The 14,602-nt window shown below is 43.0% G+C and carries 14 protein-coding genes and 2 pseudogenes; 11 read left to right on the plus strand and 5 right to left on the minus strand.

The window, feature by feature from the left end; translation table 11 throughout:
- Positions 1-99: 99 nt before the first annotated feature.
- The 5 genes and pseudogenes from QMK20_RS05135 to QMK20_RS05155 all read left to right on the plus strand — a co-directional run.
- Positions 100-579, plus strand: a pseudogene (locus QMK20_RS05135) (SDR family NAD(P)-dependent oxidoreductase); the annotation flags it as partial.
- Positions 580-1,874: 1,295 nt separating this feature from the next.
- Positions 1,875-2,357 carry a MarR family transcriptional regulator gene (locus QMK20_RS05140; protein WP_283654868.1) on the plus strand — a complete coding sequence of 161 codons (483 nt, stop codon included), beginning with the start codon at positions 1,875-1,877 and terminating at the stop codon, positions 2,355-2,357.
- A 20-nt stretch (positions 2,358-2,377) separates the two neighbouring features.
- The gene (locus tag QMK20_RS05145) at positions 2,378-2,965 is read left to right on the plus strand and encodes a nitroreductase family protein (protein WP_283654869.1); all 588 of its coding nucleotides are present in this window, start codon (positions 2,378-2,380) and stop codon (positions 2,963-2,965) included.
- Between the two features lie 2 nt (positions 2,966-2,967).
- Positions 2,968-3,453: a nitroreductase family protein gene (locus QMK20_RS05150; protein ID WP_283654870.1), complete on the plus strand. Its 486-nt coding sequence runs from the start codon at positions 2,968-2,970 to the stop codon at positions 3,451-3,453.
- 255 nt (positions 3,454-3,708) lie between these two features.
- A pseudogene (locus QMK20_RS05155) lies at positions 3,709-4,371 on the plus strand (tyrosine-type recombinase/integrase); the annotation flags it as partial.
- 50 nt (positions 4,372-4,421) lie between these two features.
- On the opposite strand, the gene QMK20_RS05160 reads toward QMK20_RS05155, so the two are convergent.
- The gene (locus tag QMK20_RS05160; protein ID WP_283654871.1) at positions 4,422-5,240 is read right to left on the minus strand and encodes an IS630 family transposase; all 819 of its coding nucleotides are present in this window, start codon (positions 5,238-5,240) and stop codon (positions 4,422-4,424) included.
- Between the two features lie 687 nt (positions 5,241-5,927).
- On the minus strand, positions 5,928-6,605 hold the full coding sequence (locus tag QMK20_RS05165) for a peptidylprolyl isomerase (protein ID WP_283654872.1): 678 nt from the start codon (positions 6,603-6,605) through the stop codon (positions 5,928-5,930).
- A 116-nt stretch (positions 6,606-6,721) separates the two neighbouring features.
- Here QMK20_RS05165 and QMK20_RS05170 point away from each other — a divergent pair, with 116 nt between their 5' ends.
- Positions 6,722-6,892 (plus strand): hypothetical protein, encoded by a 171-nt coding sequence (locus tag QMK20_RS05170; RefSeq protein WP_170970780.1) that lies wholly within the window; start codon positions 6,722-6,724, stop codon positions 6,890-6,892.
- 44 nt (positions 6,893-6,936) lie between these two features.
- On the opposite strand, the gene QMK20_RS05175 is transcribed toward QMK20_RS05170, so the two are convergent.
- Positions 6,937-7,194: a YqkE family protein gene (locus QMK20_RS05175; protein WP_044648056.1), complete on the minus strand. Its 258-nt coding sequence runs from the start codon at positions 7,192-7,194 to the stop codon at positions 6,937-6,939.
- Between the two features lie 131 nt (positions 7,195-7,325).
- Between QMK20_RS05175 and QMK20_RS05180 the strand changes: the two genes are divergently transcribed.
- From QMK20_RS05180 to QMK20_RS05195, 4 genes are all read left to right on the plus strand, one after another.
- Positions 7,326-8,558 (plus strand): MFS transporter, encoded by a 1,233-nt coding sequence (locus QMK20_RS05180; protein ID WP_044648055.1) that lies wholly within the window; start codon positions 7,326-7,328, stop codon positions 8,556-8,558.
- Between the two features lie 231 nt (positions 8,559-8,789).
- On the plus strand, positions 8,790-10,163 hold the full coding sequence (locus QMK20_RS05185; RefSeq protein WP_283654873.1) for a helix-turn-helix domain-containing protein: 1,374 nt from the start codon (positions 8,790-8,792) through the stop codon (positions 10,161-10,163).
- The gene (locus QMK20_RS05190) at positions 10,153-10,281 is read left to right on the plus strand and encodes a hypothetical protein (protein WP_283654874.1); all 129 of its coding nucleotides are present in this window, start codon (positions 10,153-10,155) and stop codon (positions 10,279-10,281) included. The genes QMK20_RS05185 and QMK20_RS05190 overlap by 11 nt, the downstream gene beginning before the upstream one ends.
- 223 nt (positions 10,282-10,504) lie before the next feature.
- Positions 10,505-10,684, plus strand: a complete 180-nt coding sequence (locus tag QMK20_RS05195) for an aspartyl-phosphate phosphatase Spo0E family protein (RefSeq protein WP_283654875.1) — start codon at positions 10,505-10,507, stop codon at positions 10,682-10,684.
- Positions 10,685-10,768: 84 nt separating this feature from the next.
- On the opposite strand, the gene QMK20_RS05200 is transcribed toward QMK20_RS05195, so the two are convergent.
- Positions 10,769-11,671 (minus strand): DMT family transporter, encoded by a 903-nt coding sequence (locus tag QMK20_RS05200; protein ID WP_283654876.1) that lies wholly within the window; start codon positions 11,669-11,671, stop codon positions 10,769-10,771.
- Between the two features lie 159 nt (positions 11,672-11,830).
- Between QMK20_RS05200 and QMK20_RS05205 the strand changes: the two genes are divergently transcribed.
- Positions 11,831-12,676 carry a TrmB family transcriptional regulator gene (locus tag QMK20_RS05205; protein ID WP_283654877.1) on the plus strand — a complete coding sequence of 282 codons (846 nt, stop codon included), beginning with the start codon at positions 11,831-11,833 and terminating at the stop codon, positions 12,674-12,676.
- 84 nt (positions 12,677-12,760) lie between these two features.
- On the opposite strand, the gene QMK20_RS05210 is transcribed toward QMK20_RS05205, so the two are convergent.
- Positions 12,761-14,386, minus strand: a complete 1,626-nt coding sequence (locus QMK20_RS05210) for a DUF1593 domain-containing protein (protein ID WP_283654878.1) — start codon at positions 14,384-14,386, stop codon at positions 12,761-12,763.
- Between the last annotated feature and the right edge of the window lie 216 nt (positions 14,387-14,602).

Below are 14,602 nucleotides of genomic sequence, written 5' to 3' on the forward strand. Positions count from 1 at the left end.
CGCTGCAATTCTTCCATCGAGGCGATTCGTCGGCTCAGACACTGGATCGTTAGTGCGCTCTGCTCAATTTCAGCGATGTTGAGCCAGCTTCCATGCTTGGGGGTGTCCAACGCAACGTCTTTTATTGACCTGACTGTCGAAGGCTGGGAAAAGACAATGTCTATCAATGTGACGAGCATTTTCCTCGGCCATAAGTATATCATTCCTCACATGATCGAGGCGGGAGGAGGCTCGATTATCAATATCTCTTCCATCGCAGGCTTGACCGGCGGAAGTGGATCCGGCCCATACACCGCAAGCAAAGGGGCCGTACGTATGCTGACCAAGGCGACGGCGGTCGATTTCGTCAAGTACAATATCCGCGCGAACTCCATCCATCCCGGATACATTGAGACGCCAATGACAGTCGATTTGTTTAAGGATGAGAATATGAATCAATGGTTCCTATCACAGACGCCGCTTCCACGTTTGGGCAAGCCGGAGGATATCGCCAACGGCGTCCTGTTCCTGGCGTCGGACGAGTCTTCCTACATTACGGGCGTGGAACTTCCAATTGATGGCGGTTATTACGCGAAATAATAGCATTCATCTCGGACCTTCGCGGACCCCCTTCTCTGTATCAGCGAGGGACTAGTGAAGTGACGGACGATATCGGCTGCTACCTTAAGATCAAGCACCTCCCGATTACGGATAACTCGAAAAGGATTTGTATGACAGATTGGAACTCCTATGATACCGCGAATGTTGTGGAAGTTGTAGCAGCGGGTAACTGCTGGACGACACCAGGTTCCTTAGATAACACCTACGTTACCCCAATTGTTGAAGGTGTTCAGAACGGCAGAATTGACAGGGCTCGTCTGGAGAAAAATATAAAATATCTATTGAATGTGACCATAAAGAGAACAAGAATTGGATATAGCCGTAATCATAAATAGCTCTCTCATACAGCTCCTCATGCTATTGCCTTCTGTTATATGAGTAATTGAAGGGCGGGTGGCAGAAGCCGAGAATAGCCCCCAAAAATCAGAACACGCAATCCAGATCCCAGGATTGCGTGTTCTGATTTTTTGTCTTTTATAGGTTATCGGCTTCAGTATTCGTGGGGGGCTTGATGTATATTTGGATTTTACTATACTGAATACAAACGTATGAAATCAGATTGGGATATTTGAAAGAATACCAAAAATTCTTTACTGAAGCTGAAATATGGTTGATTCATTCTGACAAACCGATTTTAGTTGGGTCTGGTAGTTATCACTTTGAGTTTGTTACGGGACAATCTCTTTGAATTTTTAGATACTTTGATTGCAAAGAAGGGGCTGCTTTAAAAGCAGCCCCTTTCGGATATCTTTTGTCTGGAATTTAAGTTCATTTGGTAGATCGCGCAAGAAGCTTACTTCTTCTCTGATGTTTTGCTTTGGCGCCTTTTTCGGTGTAGTTAAACATGGACATGCTCCCCCTTCCGCTGAAATCAGGAGCCCAACACTGGACGCCTGCTAAGCCATGTGTTTTGCCTCATTTAATAACATCATGGTAGATAGCAGTTTGTCCTTCTTCGTTATGAGGATACCCCTTGACCGTTTTTGACCATCCGGCGAATGGACCTTCCACCTTTCCTGAAGGATAGGAAAACTCGGCAATAAATACGAGGAGGCCGACCTGCTCATTGATGGCGGTAACCATTTTCTTATACATGACCATAGAAAAATGTACTGAATTCTAAGTTTTCTATTGCTAGAGAATATATAGTTGATAATCATTATCACCTGTGATATATTGTTAACAAGTAAATAATATAAATTTTTATTTCTTATTTTCTTTTTATTATTTAAGCATTTTTTATTGTTTACCAGTAAATAAGGAGCGATTGAAGGATGGACACAGAAGATCGAACCAAACAACTGCTATATGAGCAGTATATTCGGTTTTTACATGCGTATGAGAGTTATAAGGATACGGAAATCGAACATTTTCTCAGTATCGCCCAAAGGGAAGCCATTGAGAAAATTCCCCGGCATTTGACTGCGGTTCATGTGATTGATTGCATCGGCCGGCATGAGCCTATTAACAGCACGGGGATTGCCGAAGCGATGAATTTGTCCAAGGCGAGTATTACCAAGATCGGCAACAAACTGCTGGAGGAAGGATTCGTCAAGCGCACACAAATGAATGACAACAAGAAAGAGAGTTATTTTCGATTGTCGCCACAAGGAAAAAAAATCTTCGAATTGCATGAACGTCTGCATGTGCTTGAAGCTGAACGTTTCTATCGTTTTTTGGACAAATATTCGGATGGGGAATTGAAGGTAATCCATAAATTTCTTCAGGATAGCAATATGGACATCGAATCCAGATAAACCGAAGGAGAGTGAAGCACTTGAGTCTGGCTGAATTGATCAGGGAACGCAGAAGTATCCGTAAACGTAATTCCACGCCGGTGGAACAAGAGCTGGTGGTTGAATTGTTAAGCAGTGCATCCCGGCTGCAACCGTCCGTAGACGCTGCATCCTGGCGCGTTGTATATGCCGGGACTCCTAAAGCACGCAAACGGCTGGTCGATTGTATGCTTGAACAGATGTCGCAGAGTAAGCTGGGCAAGTTGATTCCGAGAAAACTACTGGATGTTTTAAAAAAGAGTTTCACCGATATCCCCGCCCATGTCATTGTTATTTCCACTGCGGGCCCGGACCGTCTGACGAACGACCGCAATTATGCGGCTGTCTGCGGGATGATGCAGAGCTTCCAACTGCTGGGCTGGGAACGGGGATTAGGCATGCTGTGGTATACAGAGTCCATGATTCAGCATGAGAGATTTTTCAAAGGAATTGGCCTGCGTGAGGATGAAAGATTCGTAGGCATTTTCCATCTGGGGTACTACGACAAAGCACCAAGGAGCCGTAAAAGAACGCCAGCCGAGCAGAAGTGGACCGTATTTCAGGGACAGGCCACACAGGGGAGGGTGTAAAAATGAAATTATCCGATTTGGTCGGAGAAATGAGCAGTCCGATACATTTTATGGATCGTCCGGTACCGCAGCAGCTGATACTGGAGCTGCTTAATCATGCTGTATGGGCACCGAACGATGGGCTCCGCGAGCCGTGGCGGTTTATTTTTGCCGATAACTGCAAAGGGGGGCTCATGCAGGGGTTACAGGAACCGGCTCCGGCGTATCTGCTGGTAGCGATGAAGGAAGAGACGGACCGCCATAAGCAGGAGGATGACCTTGCCGCCGTCTACTGCCTGATCCAAAACTTTCGTCTGCTGGCCCATGAGCAAGGCCTGGGTGTGCGCTGTACGCTGCATGACTGGATGTATGACCGGAGCCGTGCAGCTACTTTTGGGATACAGGTCAACGAGCGTATCGCTGCGGTACTGGAATTGGGGTACGCCGCGGCTCACCCGCAAGGGAAACCTGAGGTTCCTGAGCCCCAGCTGCGGTTCGAGCTGCTGTAGGGGCGACTTATTTGCATGAGGGACGGCCCTGCCTGTGCACAGGCAGGGCCGTTTCCTTTTTTGAGTCCTCGGGGGGGCGGCAATTTTATCGACCTTTTAAATAATAGAGAGTAATGCAGGCAAACAATACAAGAAAGATTTTAGTGCAGGACATACATAATTACGAAAAATATGATTTTAACGAATAATTATTAAAAGATTATAATAATTAAGGAGGTCGTTGTACATATGAATAAACAAATAAAAGTTCATTAAATGAGTCGAATTGATGATCTTCCGTGGTTTGTTACGGAATTTATTGATAGCAGAAAACGAAAACTTTCTCCCACAACGCTTCTGAACTATTGCCACGAATATATTACATTTTTTGATTGGTTAGTTGCAGAAAACTTTACCGCAGATAGCCGTAGAAACATTAATTTAGCCACTTTAGAGAAACTAACCATTCGTGAAGTGGAGAATTTTTTATCTTTTTTGGAGTATCAACTAGGGAATACCAAGCTAACCATTAACCGTAAATTGTCATCACTAAAATCCTTATTTGATTACTTACAGAACAAAGCTGAAACAAGTGACCTAAAGCCATATATCCAGCGCAATGTCATGGCCAAAATGGATTTAAATGTAATTAAAGAAAGCCAAGAAACCATCGCCAATCGCATTGAAGGGAAAATTCTCAGAGAAGATGATTTTGAGTCGTTTAGGCTATTTGTAGCCTATGATTACGGAGAAATCAATAAAGAGAATAAACGCATTTTCAATTTCCATCAATTGAATCGTGAACGCGATACAGCCATTGTTTCCCTCATTTTAGGATCAGGTCTTAGACTCTCTGAGGTGGCAGGTATTAACCTTGAAGATCTGGATATGAATAAAGCATTAGTGCGTGTTATACGTAAAGGTAATAAAGAACAATATGCAGTGAATAATATGGATAAATGATTAACTAATTAAACCGCAATTAAGAATTAACACCTAATCAACAGGCGATCAATTGTTTCCATCGGTTGCTTATTGATTCGCTTCATAAACTGGCTGACGTGAAGCTTAATCTTATAAAACTTCTCAAAAAAGACGTAGTTGACCACATCGGATTTGAGCCACAACCATAATCCTTCGACCGGATTCAGGTTTGGACTGTAAGGTGGCAGAAAGACGAGTTGCAAACGCGGATGCTCCTTTAAAAAAGGCTGCAACCCCGTGGCATGATGAATCCGGCTGTTGTCCAGAATCATAGCCATCTTCCCGATAGGGTACGCCGACAGAAGATCTTGGAGGAAGCGAATAAAGGCCTCCACATCAGCCTTTTCTTCTTCACGGTGATGCACCTGTCCGGTTTCGTAGTGGATCGCTCCAAACAACTTGGCGCCTTCATGTTTGCCGTACGTTGGCACTTGGCGTTGCTTTCCACGCACACTCATAGTGACGCCAAACTCTCGCTTGATCCACTTCGCTACGAACGGCAGTGTCCAGATATAGAGAGCTTCAAAGCCCACATCCGCTGGCTGTTGCTGCTCCAGCATAGCAGCTAATTGATGACGCTGCTCTTCCGTAAGTTTAGGCGGCTGTCCGGGGGAGTGACTCATTTCCAGCCCGGCAAGACCCTGCTCTTGGTAGCTCCTCCAGTAGATACTGATGGTTTGACGAATGCGACCAAGCAAATCGCCGATCTCCAAAAACGAGTGTCCTTCCAGACGAAGACGTACGGCCAAGTACCTTTCGTAAAGCCGTTTATCGGATGTTTCTTTCATGGCTCTATTCAATTGCTCGATTTCTTCACTCTTCATTTTTATCGCCACCTTGGGTTGATCTTACTATTTATTACCCGATTTGGCGTTTGAAGTGGTTCTGTTGGTTTGTTAATTGCGTTCTATATAGTTTAGTGTTGACAATCCAGACCGCAGTTACTTCCATATGAAGTTAAATGATATAATTCATTCTAAGTGGTGTTAATTCTCTAGAATTATATACAGATGCAAGCATTGAGAATTAAAAGTTCTCTAACTTCATTCTGTGGAGTGCTGCTTCGCACAGAGGCTAGACCCTCCGCCTTATTCAACACCATGCACTTTCTTATTCAATACTTACCTTATTATATTCTCCCAAGACAGAAGATAGTGGGATAAATAAATGTTATATTTCGCTTGATACATATGGTTATTTTCGATAAAGTATCGTAGTAAGATGAATTTTCCCTATGAAGGGGTATATAACGTTCGGTAGAAACCAAATCTAATTAGACGGCTTATACTGCTCATACAGTATCTCTTTCAGTGCTTCTTTTGTCGAACGCTGACAGGCCCTTATCGGTGAAAAAAGCTTTAAAAATAATGATTGAAAACGCTTCCTTTTGTGTATATACTCTTACTACATCACAGAGGCAGCAGCCAAGTAAACATTACTGTGGAACACGATAATCATCTTTGTAGAACATGTAAAACGACCCCATGCATACGCACAGGGCCGATATAATCTTACTTCACTTTGACTGGAGCCGGATATTTCTTACCCAGCGTGTCCACGGTTACTTTTTTCATCGTAGCTGGTTTGATGGGTTTATCATTGCCGTCACGCTTGGAGTTCACGATGGCATCTACCACGTCTAATCCAGACGTTACTTTGCCGAAAGCAGCGTATTGACCGTCAAGGTAATCTGCATCGGCAACCATGATGAAAAATTGCGATCCGGCTGAATCCAGATCTGCTGAGCGGGCCATGGATAGTACGCCGCGCGTGTGCTTGAGCGTATTGTTGACACCGTTGCTCTTGAACTCGCCTTTGATGCTGTAGCCGGGGCCGCCTGTACCGTTACCCTGCGGGTCACCGCCCTGAATCATGAAGCCGGGGATGACACGATGGAAGATCGTACCGTTGTAAGCGCCCTTTTGCACCAGGGAAATGAAATTGTTAACTGTGTTCGGTGCTACTTCCGGGTACAGCTCAAGTTTAATCTTTTTACCGTCGTTCATGACAATCGTGACGACAGGATGGGAAACAGGTTTGCTTTTGTCTTTAGTCGCGGCAGGGGTTGTGTTGCTTGTCCGGCTTGCGGCTTCAACATCTGTCGCTTTTGTGCCGCATCCAGCAACCAGCACGAGCATGGTAGCCAGCAGGCACAGCACATACCAGGGACGTATCGTTTTTCGGATCATTTGTATTCCTCCTGAAAGGTTAGATGTGTAAAATCCTAAATTATAGTTTGGGACAGCGCAGAGCACTTTTCCGTTTTCTATCATACCTTTTTTTGTGGGGATAAGGAAATACGGGTTTGAATTCCGTATTCTTGGCCCATACTGCTGCTATTCCCAAGGAAAGGGGCAGAATCATGGTGGAGGTAGACAAAAAGCTGGCTAAAGGTCTCATATGGGGTATGGCGTTCAGTCTGCCGGTTTGGGTAGGGGTGCTATATTCGGTACAACACATCCGTGACTGGCTATAATATAATCAAGCGTGGAGATAGGCCAAAACCGGGATGGTTTTGGCTTATTTATATTTGTGCCAGTCCAGATTGCTGTTATTCAGCAGATGCTCGAAGTTGTTGTCCAGCTTCTTCTGTTCTGCTTTTTTTGCTTCGAGGGCACGCTGCCGTTCGTCTTCCTTACGTTTATCCTGCTCTGCCTGGGCTTCATTGGCCTGGGCCTTGAGCTTATTCAGCACGTCCTGGCTCAACAGATCCTTTAACGTTGCAGGTTTGTCCTGAGCCGCAGGAGCGGTGGAAGACGAATTTCTTTTTTTAGCCATGTCATCAACTCCATTCCATTCGATTATATCAGCTTCTGCATGGTTGTTCCACGGCTGAAGGGTGAGGTTTGCTGTGGACTTTTCTAATTTAGAGGTTAATAATGGAATGAGGAGAAGGGACGTGTAACATCATGCATCTTTATTGGAAGCGAAACCTGGTCGTTTTGTGGATCGGTGTATTTTTTTGCAGCATGGCCTATTCCGTTTCCATTCCGTTTTTACCTATTTTTCTGAATACGGAAATGGGTGTGACCGATCATTTGGAGCTGTGGGCGGGGATCGCCTTTGGGGTTACCTTTTTAGCCAGTGCTCTGATTGCTCCGTTTTGGGGTTCGCTCGCAGATAAGTACGGACGGAAGCCGATGCTGATTCGTTCAGGCTTTAGTCTGGCGGTATTGTATTTGATATGTGCCTTTGTGACTGATCCGTATGTGTTCGTAGGGGTACGGCTGTTTCAGGGCCTGCTCTCCGGGTTTATTCCTGCTGCCATCGCATTGGTCGGAACGGGTTCGCCTGAGGATAAAACGGGTTATGCACTCGGCATTATGGCAACCTCCGGGGCGACGGGCAGTATCATAGGTCCGTTGATTGGCGGAGTGGTAAGTCATTATTACGGCAACCGGAATGCCTTTCTGTTCTCTGCGGGGCTTGTGCTGGTCTCTGCGCTAATTGCGACCTTTGCCGCTAGAGAGGATAACTTCAAGGGAACCAGTACCCGTTCGCATGTCCGTGACGATATCAAGGAGGCCATTGCTAATCGGCCGTTGTACTTCTTGCTCATACTGGCAGGATTAAGTACCTTTTCCGTCATGATCTTGGAGCCGCTGATTACGGTGTATGTTCTGGAAATGGGAATTGACCGTAGTCGAGCGTCTTTAAGCTCCGGAATTGTATTCTCAGCTGTAGGTATTGCGGCTGTGCTGATGGCCCCCCGCTGGGGACGGATGGGTGGCAGGATTGGATTTGCACAAGTGCTGCTGATCGGGCTGATTGGTTCAGGTATAGGGAATATCCTGCAATTTTTTGTATCGAATTTTATCGGCTTTGGTGCGCTTCGGTTCGGTTATGGATTGTTTTATGCGTCTGTCATTCCGGCTATCAATGCGATGACTGTGGAGGTTACCAAACCGGAGTTTCGTGGACGAGCCTTTAGCTTGAATCAGTCAGCGACACAACTGGCGATGATGGCGGGGCCGCTCATTGGCGGCTTGCTTGGTAGCTGGATGCCGATCCGCTGGATCTTTGTGTTGAACGGTGGAATGTTGCTGGTGGCGGCATTGCTGTTATGGGCGAAGGGAAGAGAGATTTTCCATGCCTCTGCCAAAAATAACGCAACGGATCGGGATGTTCATCCTGCCGGATAGGTGGAGTATAGTTAACTGTTCGATGTGCATTAACAAAGGGCCCGTGGAGCTTGACCTCCATGAGCCTTTTTCAATAGTTTAGGTTGCAAAGTAATCCTATTGAAGGTATATGAAAACATTCCAGAAGATGGTATGATTATTTGCGGAAAACTATATTATTATTTGTTTGTCATAGTTTTCATTTATATTGGTCGATATCCTAAAAAGTTAACTTTAAAGGGGTGGTTTATTTTGTCCAATACAACCACGATACTCGCAGAGATGATGAAGTACATGAATGAAAATGGTTTGAACATTAGCGATTTAGCCAGAGAATCCAAGATGAATCCCGGCACAGTGAGTAGTATCGTCAATGGAAACCGTAAGTTTTCAGTCTACCAGTTGGATCGAATAACAGAAGTGATGGGACACCCCATCGGCTATTATTACGAACGGTACATAGACGAATATTTGGCAGATTCCAACCCGAACTGGCGTAGAATGAGTCCTTTTTTGTATAATTGCGCAAAATTGAACAAGCTGGACTGTATTCAGCAAGTTGTGGATATGTTGTTGGATAAGTTGGGATATTCCGATCCCTTATTTGAACTTGCCGAGGAATTTTTCAAGGACGGTATGAATGAAGCGGCAGCTATACTTTATGAGAATGTGGCCCTAACTGAGAAAAAGCAGTATTCCGAACGTTTGGCTATTTGTCAGTACCGTTTATTTGTAACGAGGCAAGGGGATGACTCAGAGAAGAATTATGAGGCTGCTGTCCAGTTTGAGACTTACGTCGATCGTCTTGATGAAATTGACCAGCTAGATGCATTAAGAGATTTATTGAATACATATCGCTCATTGCGTAAGTGGGATAAAGTAAACAAATTCGCTAAAATTTTGGGGAATTTAGCTGAAATCCAATATAAGCTGGAACTCCAGCAGCAAAAAACACAGAAAGAAAATACAAAAAAGCCGTTTTACCCTCTATTTGTATACTGGGGAGTTTCATATTTACTTCGTGCAGAAGTTTGTGACGCAAGGAAAGACTATGAGCAGGCACTCCTACATATTAACACTTACGCTGATGTAAGTTGGGTAAAGGAAACGGATGAAACGACCCTGAAGTGGAAGAATCGGTTTAAGGAGTGGTCGGAGGTCAATACGTATGTAAACAGGCTTATGTCAGGCGATGTAAGCGTACTCTCTGATTATGTAGCTTATTTTTCTACAAAAGAAGACGAAGTTCTCCCCGCATTAGATAACATCATTGAGGCGGCTAATCGTTATAATATGAATGTAGATGATCTGCTCAAGCGATTTGAAGTGCAGATTCTATCTCTTCTAGAGCAACAAAATGGGGTGGGCGTGTACAATCAACAATTTATTTCAGAACGCTTTACTCATTTTTCATGTGAATTGTCCATCTACTATTTGCGTAAAGGTATGTTTTTGAATGGTTTTACATTTTTGTTAAGTTGTTTGGAAAAATCTACTGTGATTAATAATAAAGCATATATAATCAAATGTATGAGACTGTTTGAGTCTTTTAGAGAAAATGCATCCTCTGAGGTAAAGGCAGTTTATCGTAATTTGATTAACGAGGTGGACGAAGATGAAGAATAAAATGGTTTTAACCTTATTGGTGACTAGCTTTGCGTTATTGATGGTAGTAATTATTCCTTACCCATATCAAGAGAAAGGATATACTTTCGAACCCACAGGACATCATGGTGGTTTCTGATCATTCTTGATATTAAAATATGCTCTAAGCCTAATCCAATTCATAATAGAGCATATTTAATCCAGAAATTTTTTGACCCTTATAGTAATTAGCTTTAGCCTTGTAGACCCGCTTTCGTAGCAGGTCTTTTTTGTTGGATTATAGATAATTATCCCAAACCTTTACTTTTAGTAAACTTATTCATAACCCTCTAAACTAAGGATACAACAAGGAGGGTTATATCATGGTAAGGGACGACATTTTGCGTCAACGGTTGGAGAAAGCTCGACAAAAGCTTTATGCTTTGCAAGCAAAACATGGTTTCAGTCACGCCAGCGTGCTCAGACAATCTATGATTCTGGACAAGCTCATTAATCAATATAACCGCCTTTTTTATGTAAAAGAAAAAAAGCCGACTGCATAAATGCAACCGACTGGGCGAGAAACTTTTGGTGAGGTCACTCGCCCCTTTATTGTAGCACATGATACATAATAATACTTCTCCGTTCTATTTGCTGCTTGGTTGATGTGCACTGAGTAGGACACCTAGGATAACGACCAAACCGCCAATAATTTGTCCCCACGAAATGGTTTCCTGCAACAATAGAACCGAAAATAATACCCCGAATATCGGTACCAAATTCATTAAAGAAACGGAACTGCTCGGTGACAGCTTGATTAATCCGTAATTGTAAAGCAAAAATGCGATAACGGAACAGAATACGCCCAGATATACTAACAACATAAACGATCCCGTTGTCGGAGCTTGCCAGCTATCTTTTTCAATGAGTGCCAGAGGTATAAAGAAGATACTGCCTGCTACGGTTTGATAAAAAGATAAAGTCACGGGCGGGTATTTGTCCACAACCTTGCGCGTCATGAAAGTATAAAATGCCCACGCAAAACCAGTTCCAATCAATATTAAATTTCCGATCAGTTCATTCTTTCCATTCGAGCTTCCGCCTACCGAGGTTAAAAAATATACCCCAATCATAGCGAGTGCAATGCCGATGATTTTATATTTGGACAGTTTCACTTTATATATCATGAGTTCAAGCAACGATGTGATCGCGGGATAGGAGGCGACAATCAATGCTGCATTGGAAGCTGTAGTCAGGCTTACTCCTATATTCTCCATCGAAAAATAAATAGTGATTCCCAAAACACCGCTAAATGCAATAATAGCTAAGTCCTTTGGCTTAATTTTGACAAATTCCTTTCTTATAAGCAAAACAATCCCCAACACAACAGAGGCTATCATAAATCTGGATAATCCCAACGTAAGAGGGGGGAACGTGATGTATGCTGCTTTTGTGGCGATAAACGATGTGCTCCAAATCAGCAGGGCCAAAATCGTAGCACTATAATAGATACGGTTGCTGTTGCTGTTGATAGCTATGACTTTGTTCAAGTGAAATCCTCCCTGGCATGATCTCATATCAAATGAAATATTAGTAGTTACTTGAGTAGCTACTTTAGTAACTACTCATAAAAAGATAGTGCGTATATCAGTTTTTGTCAAGGGGAAGTGATATAGTAAGGTTGAACATGAATTTGAGGAGAATGCGTCATGAAACCAAATGTGTTAGAAATTCTGCGGGATTTGAATTTTACGGAATATGAAGCTAAAGCTTATGTAACCTTGTTGGAAAGCTCTCCACTTTCGGGATACGCCGTGTCATTGAATTCCGGAGTGCCAAGATCCAAAATTTATGAGGTATTATCAGGGATGGTTAACCGTGGGGACATTATGGTCAGTCAGGATAATACACCGCTATATGTGCCACTCCCGCCCCATGAATTGATTGCCCAGAGAAAACGCAAAGCAGAGCAGATTTTTAATGTAGCGCAAGAGACATTGGAGCAGTATACAGCATCGTCCCAAAACAGAGAGAATATTTGGAATATATCGGGTTATGAAGCCATTATAAGTCGCATAAGTGAAGGAATTAAGGGAGCCAAGCACCGTATCTTGATGGAAATTTGGCAAGAGGATGCCGAGGTGTTCAGAGCTGCTTTAGAGCAAGTTTCGCGGGAAGGAGTTGAGATTTTCATTGTAGCGTACGGAGATCTTAACTTTGAATTCGCCACCATTTACCACCATGATATGAGTGAAGAGATTACGTCCGAAATTGGTGGGCGGTGGATTGTACTCAGCGTAGATGACCGGGAGGTTGTGGCCGGTATACTTTCACTCGGGGATGATAGCCGTGCTGCATGGACGATGCATCCGGGGCTTGTGATGCCGATTACGGAAGTGATTATTCATGATGTTTATATTATGGAAATCATGTATGAGTTTCGTGAAGAGTTGGAAGCCAAATTCGGCCCTAATCTTATCCATCTTCGCAATAAATTCGCGATGGGTCCGAATGGCAAAGGATATTATGTCCCTTTACCTGAAAAGAAGGCTTAAACGAGTATGTGCTGGTCCAAAATGCATAAATAAAGGCCCATGGAGTGTTAATTCCATGAGCCTTTTTCGTGGACGTTCCGTTCGTTATTTTACAGTTACAATCACACGTTGGTAATGTTTTAGCTGATGCTTTCCATTGTCTTGTACTTCTGCGATGATATGAATCGTATTTCCAGACTTGGCATCTGCGGGAACTGTAAAGCTTACCGTATTTGTATCGCTGCCTTGCAAGTCAATCGTATTTAATTTCTCGCCTTTAGCTACTTCTCGATGGAGACCAAGTTGCAATCCACTACCCATTTCAGGTTTAACTGGTGCCGGTTTTACTTTAGAATCTTCATACGTATCGGCTTCAAAATATCTCCACCATTTATAGGTTAATTGATCGCCGTCCGGATCTGATCCTTCTGCATGCAGTGTTATTTTCTCTCCGGGACTAGCTGTCACATCTAATCCTTCTTTAATGCTTAAAATTGGATTATGATTGGCATCTTTATAGTCGGATGCAATCGCCCAGTCAGCACGAGCTGCAAAGTCATTTTGAATATCATCAAACCATCTCATCAGAGAATATTCCGCTTCAAATTTTTTCGTATACACATCATAGTCTAACACGGTATTTCTAAATAATTTATCGTTAACCACACCGAAACGACCTCCCCAGCCACCATAGGTTGGGTTTTCCATACTCCGCAGACCGTTATCAATCAGATAGAAGAATGATGGAGAGTCTCCTTCAGAGATAAAATCATATTTATCATATTGTGGATTTTTCTTTAAATAAGTGTCACTGCCTCTTTGTTCTTCAGCCAATTCACCTGGAATCATTTTTCCATCACCCATCAAAGCGTACATATCGAGCAATTTGCCGTGACCATTTTGGATATTCTTGAAGTTCCAATCCCCGTGTAACTTGCTGTTGACTTCTTCTGTGTGCATTTTCCAAGCGTATGCAAAATGCCAGAAGTTAGATTGATCATTGATAATTCTGATGTCCGGCCAATTTTTTGCGATGTACTTATTGTAGCTGTCATCCTGATCCAAAATGATATAAAGAACGAGCTTATCGCTCACCTTTTTTTGGATGTCAGCCCATTGAGCTGTATTTTTATATTCGTCCTCAATGGATTTTAAAGCTCTGGCTGTAGTATTTGTGCCACCCCAGGTTTGTACATATAAATCTCTTTTGTCATCATCCAGGAAGAGATTTTTAAGGAAATTAGATCCTTCTGTTTCTTTGTCCATCTCACCTTTGTATGAAATATTGCCTATCTTGGTAACGCTTTTAATATATTCAGGCTTTGGATATCCTTCGGCTTGTTTAGTTAGATTAGGGTAAATTTCTCCATAAGCATCGATCATATCTGTTACCCATTGAGTTCCAGTCCATCTGAATGGCTTTATGCCTGTTTTTTCATCACCTGCATAATGGTACACGGAACTGGTCAGTACGATACCGGACAAGTCCATTTCATTAGAATAGAGGAGGAAGCGAATAACCGAATTCATATCATCGACTTCTCCATCGGTCGTAATAACGGTTCTAGCCTTCGTCGCTTTAGCTTCTACTTTATTGTCCACTTGTTCTTTTGCTGGAGTAGCTTTTTCATCCTTTGCAACAGCAGGAGCTTTTCCGCCGCTGCAACCACTGATAATCAAAATACATATCATACCTAATAGAAAAACGTTTAACCATTTTCTTTCTCTCATTTTCTTTTCCCCTTCCTGAACGTACACATGGTGTTTTTTTAGGATTAAGACTGTATATACATTGATGGTTTTATATCTAGTTTTAGGTATAAAAAAAACCTAAATACATTATGCGTCAAAAAGAAATTGAGCATACATGTATCTAGGTTTTGCCTGCATAATCAGTCACAATCCTGATTTGATATTACATCATAATCCGAGAAAATGAAAGCGATT

This window comes from Paenibacillus sp. RC334 (genome assembly GCF_030034735.1).
GTDB classification, from domain to species: Bacteria; Bacillota; Bacilli; order Paenibacillales; family Paenibacillaceae; genus Paenibacillus; species Paenibacillus terrae_A.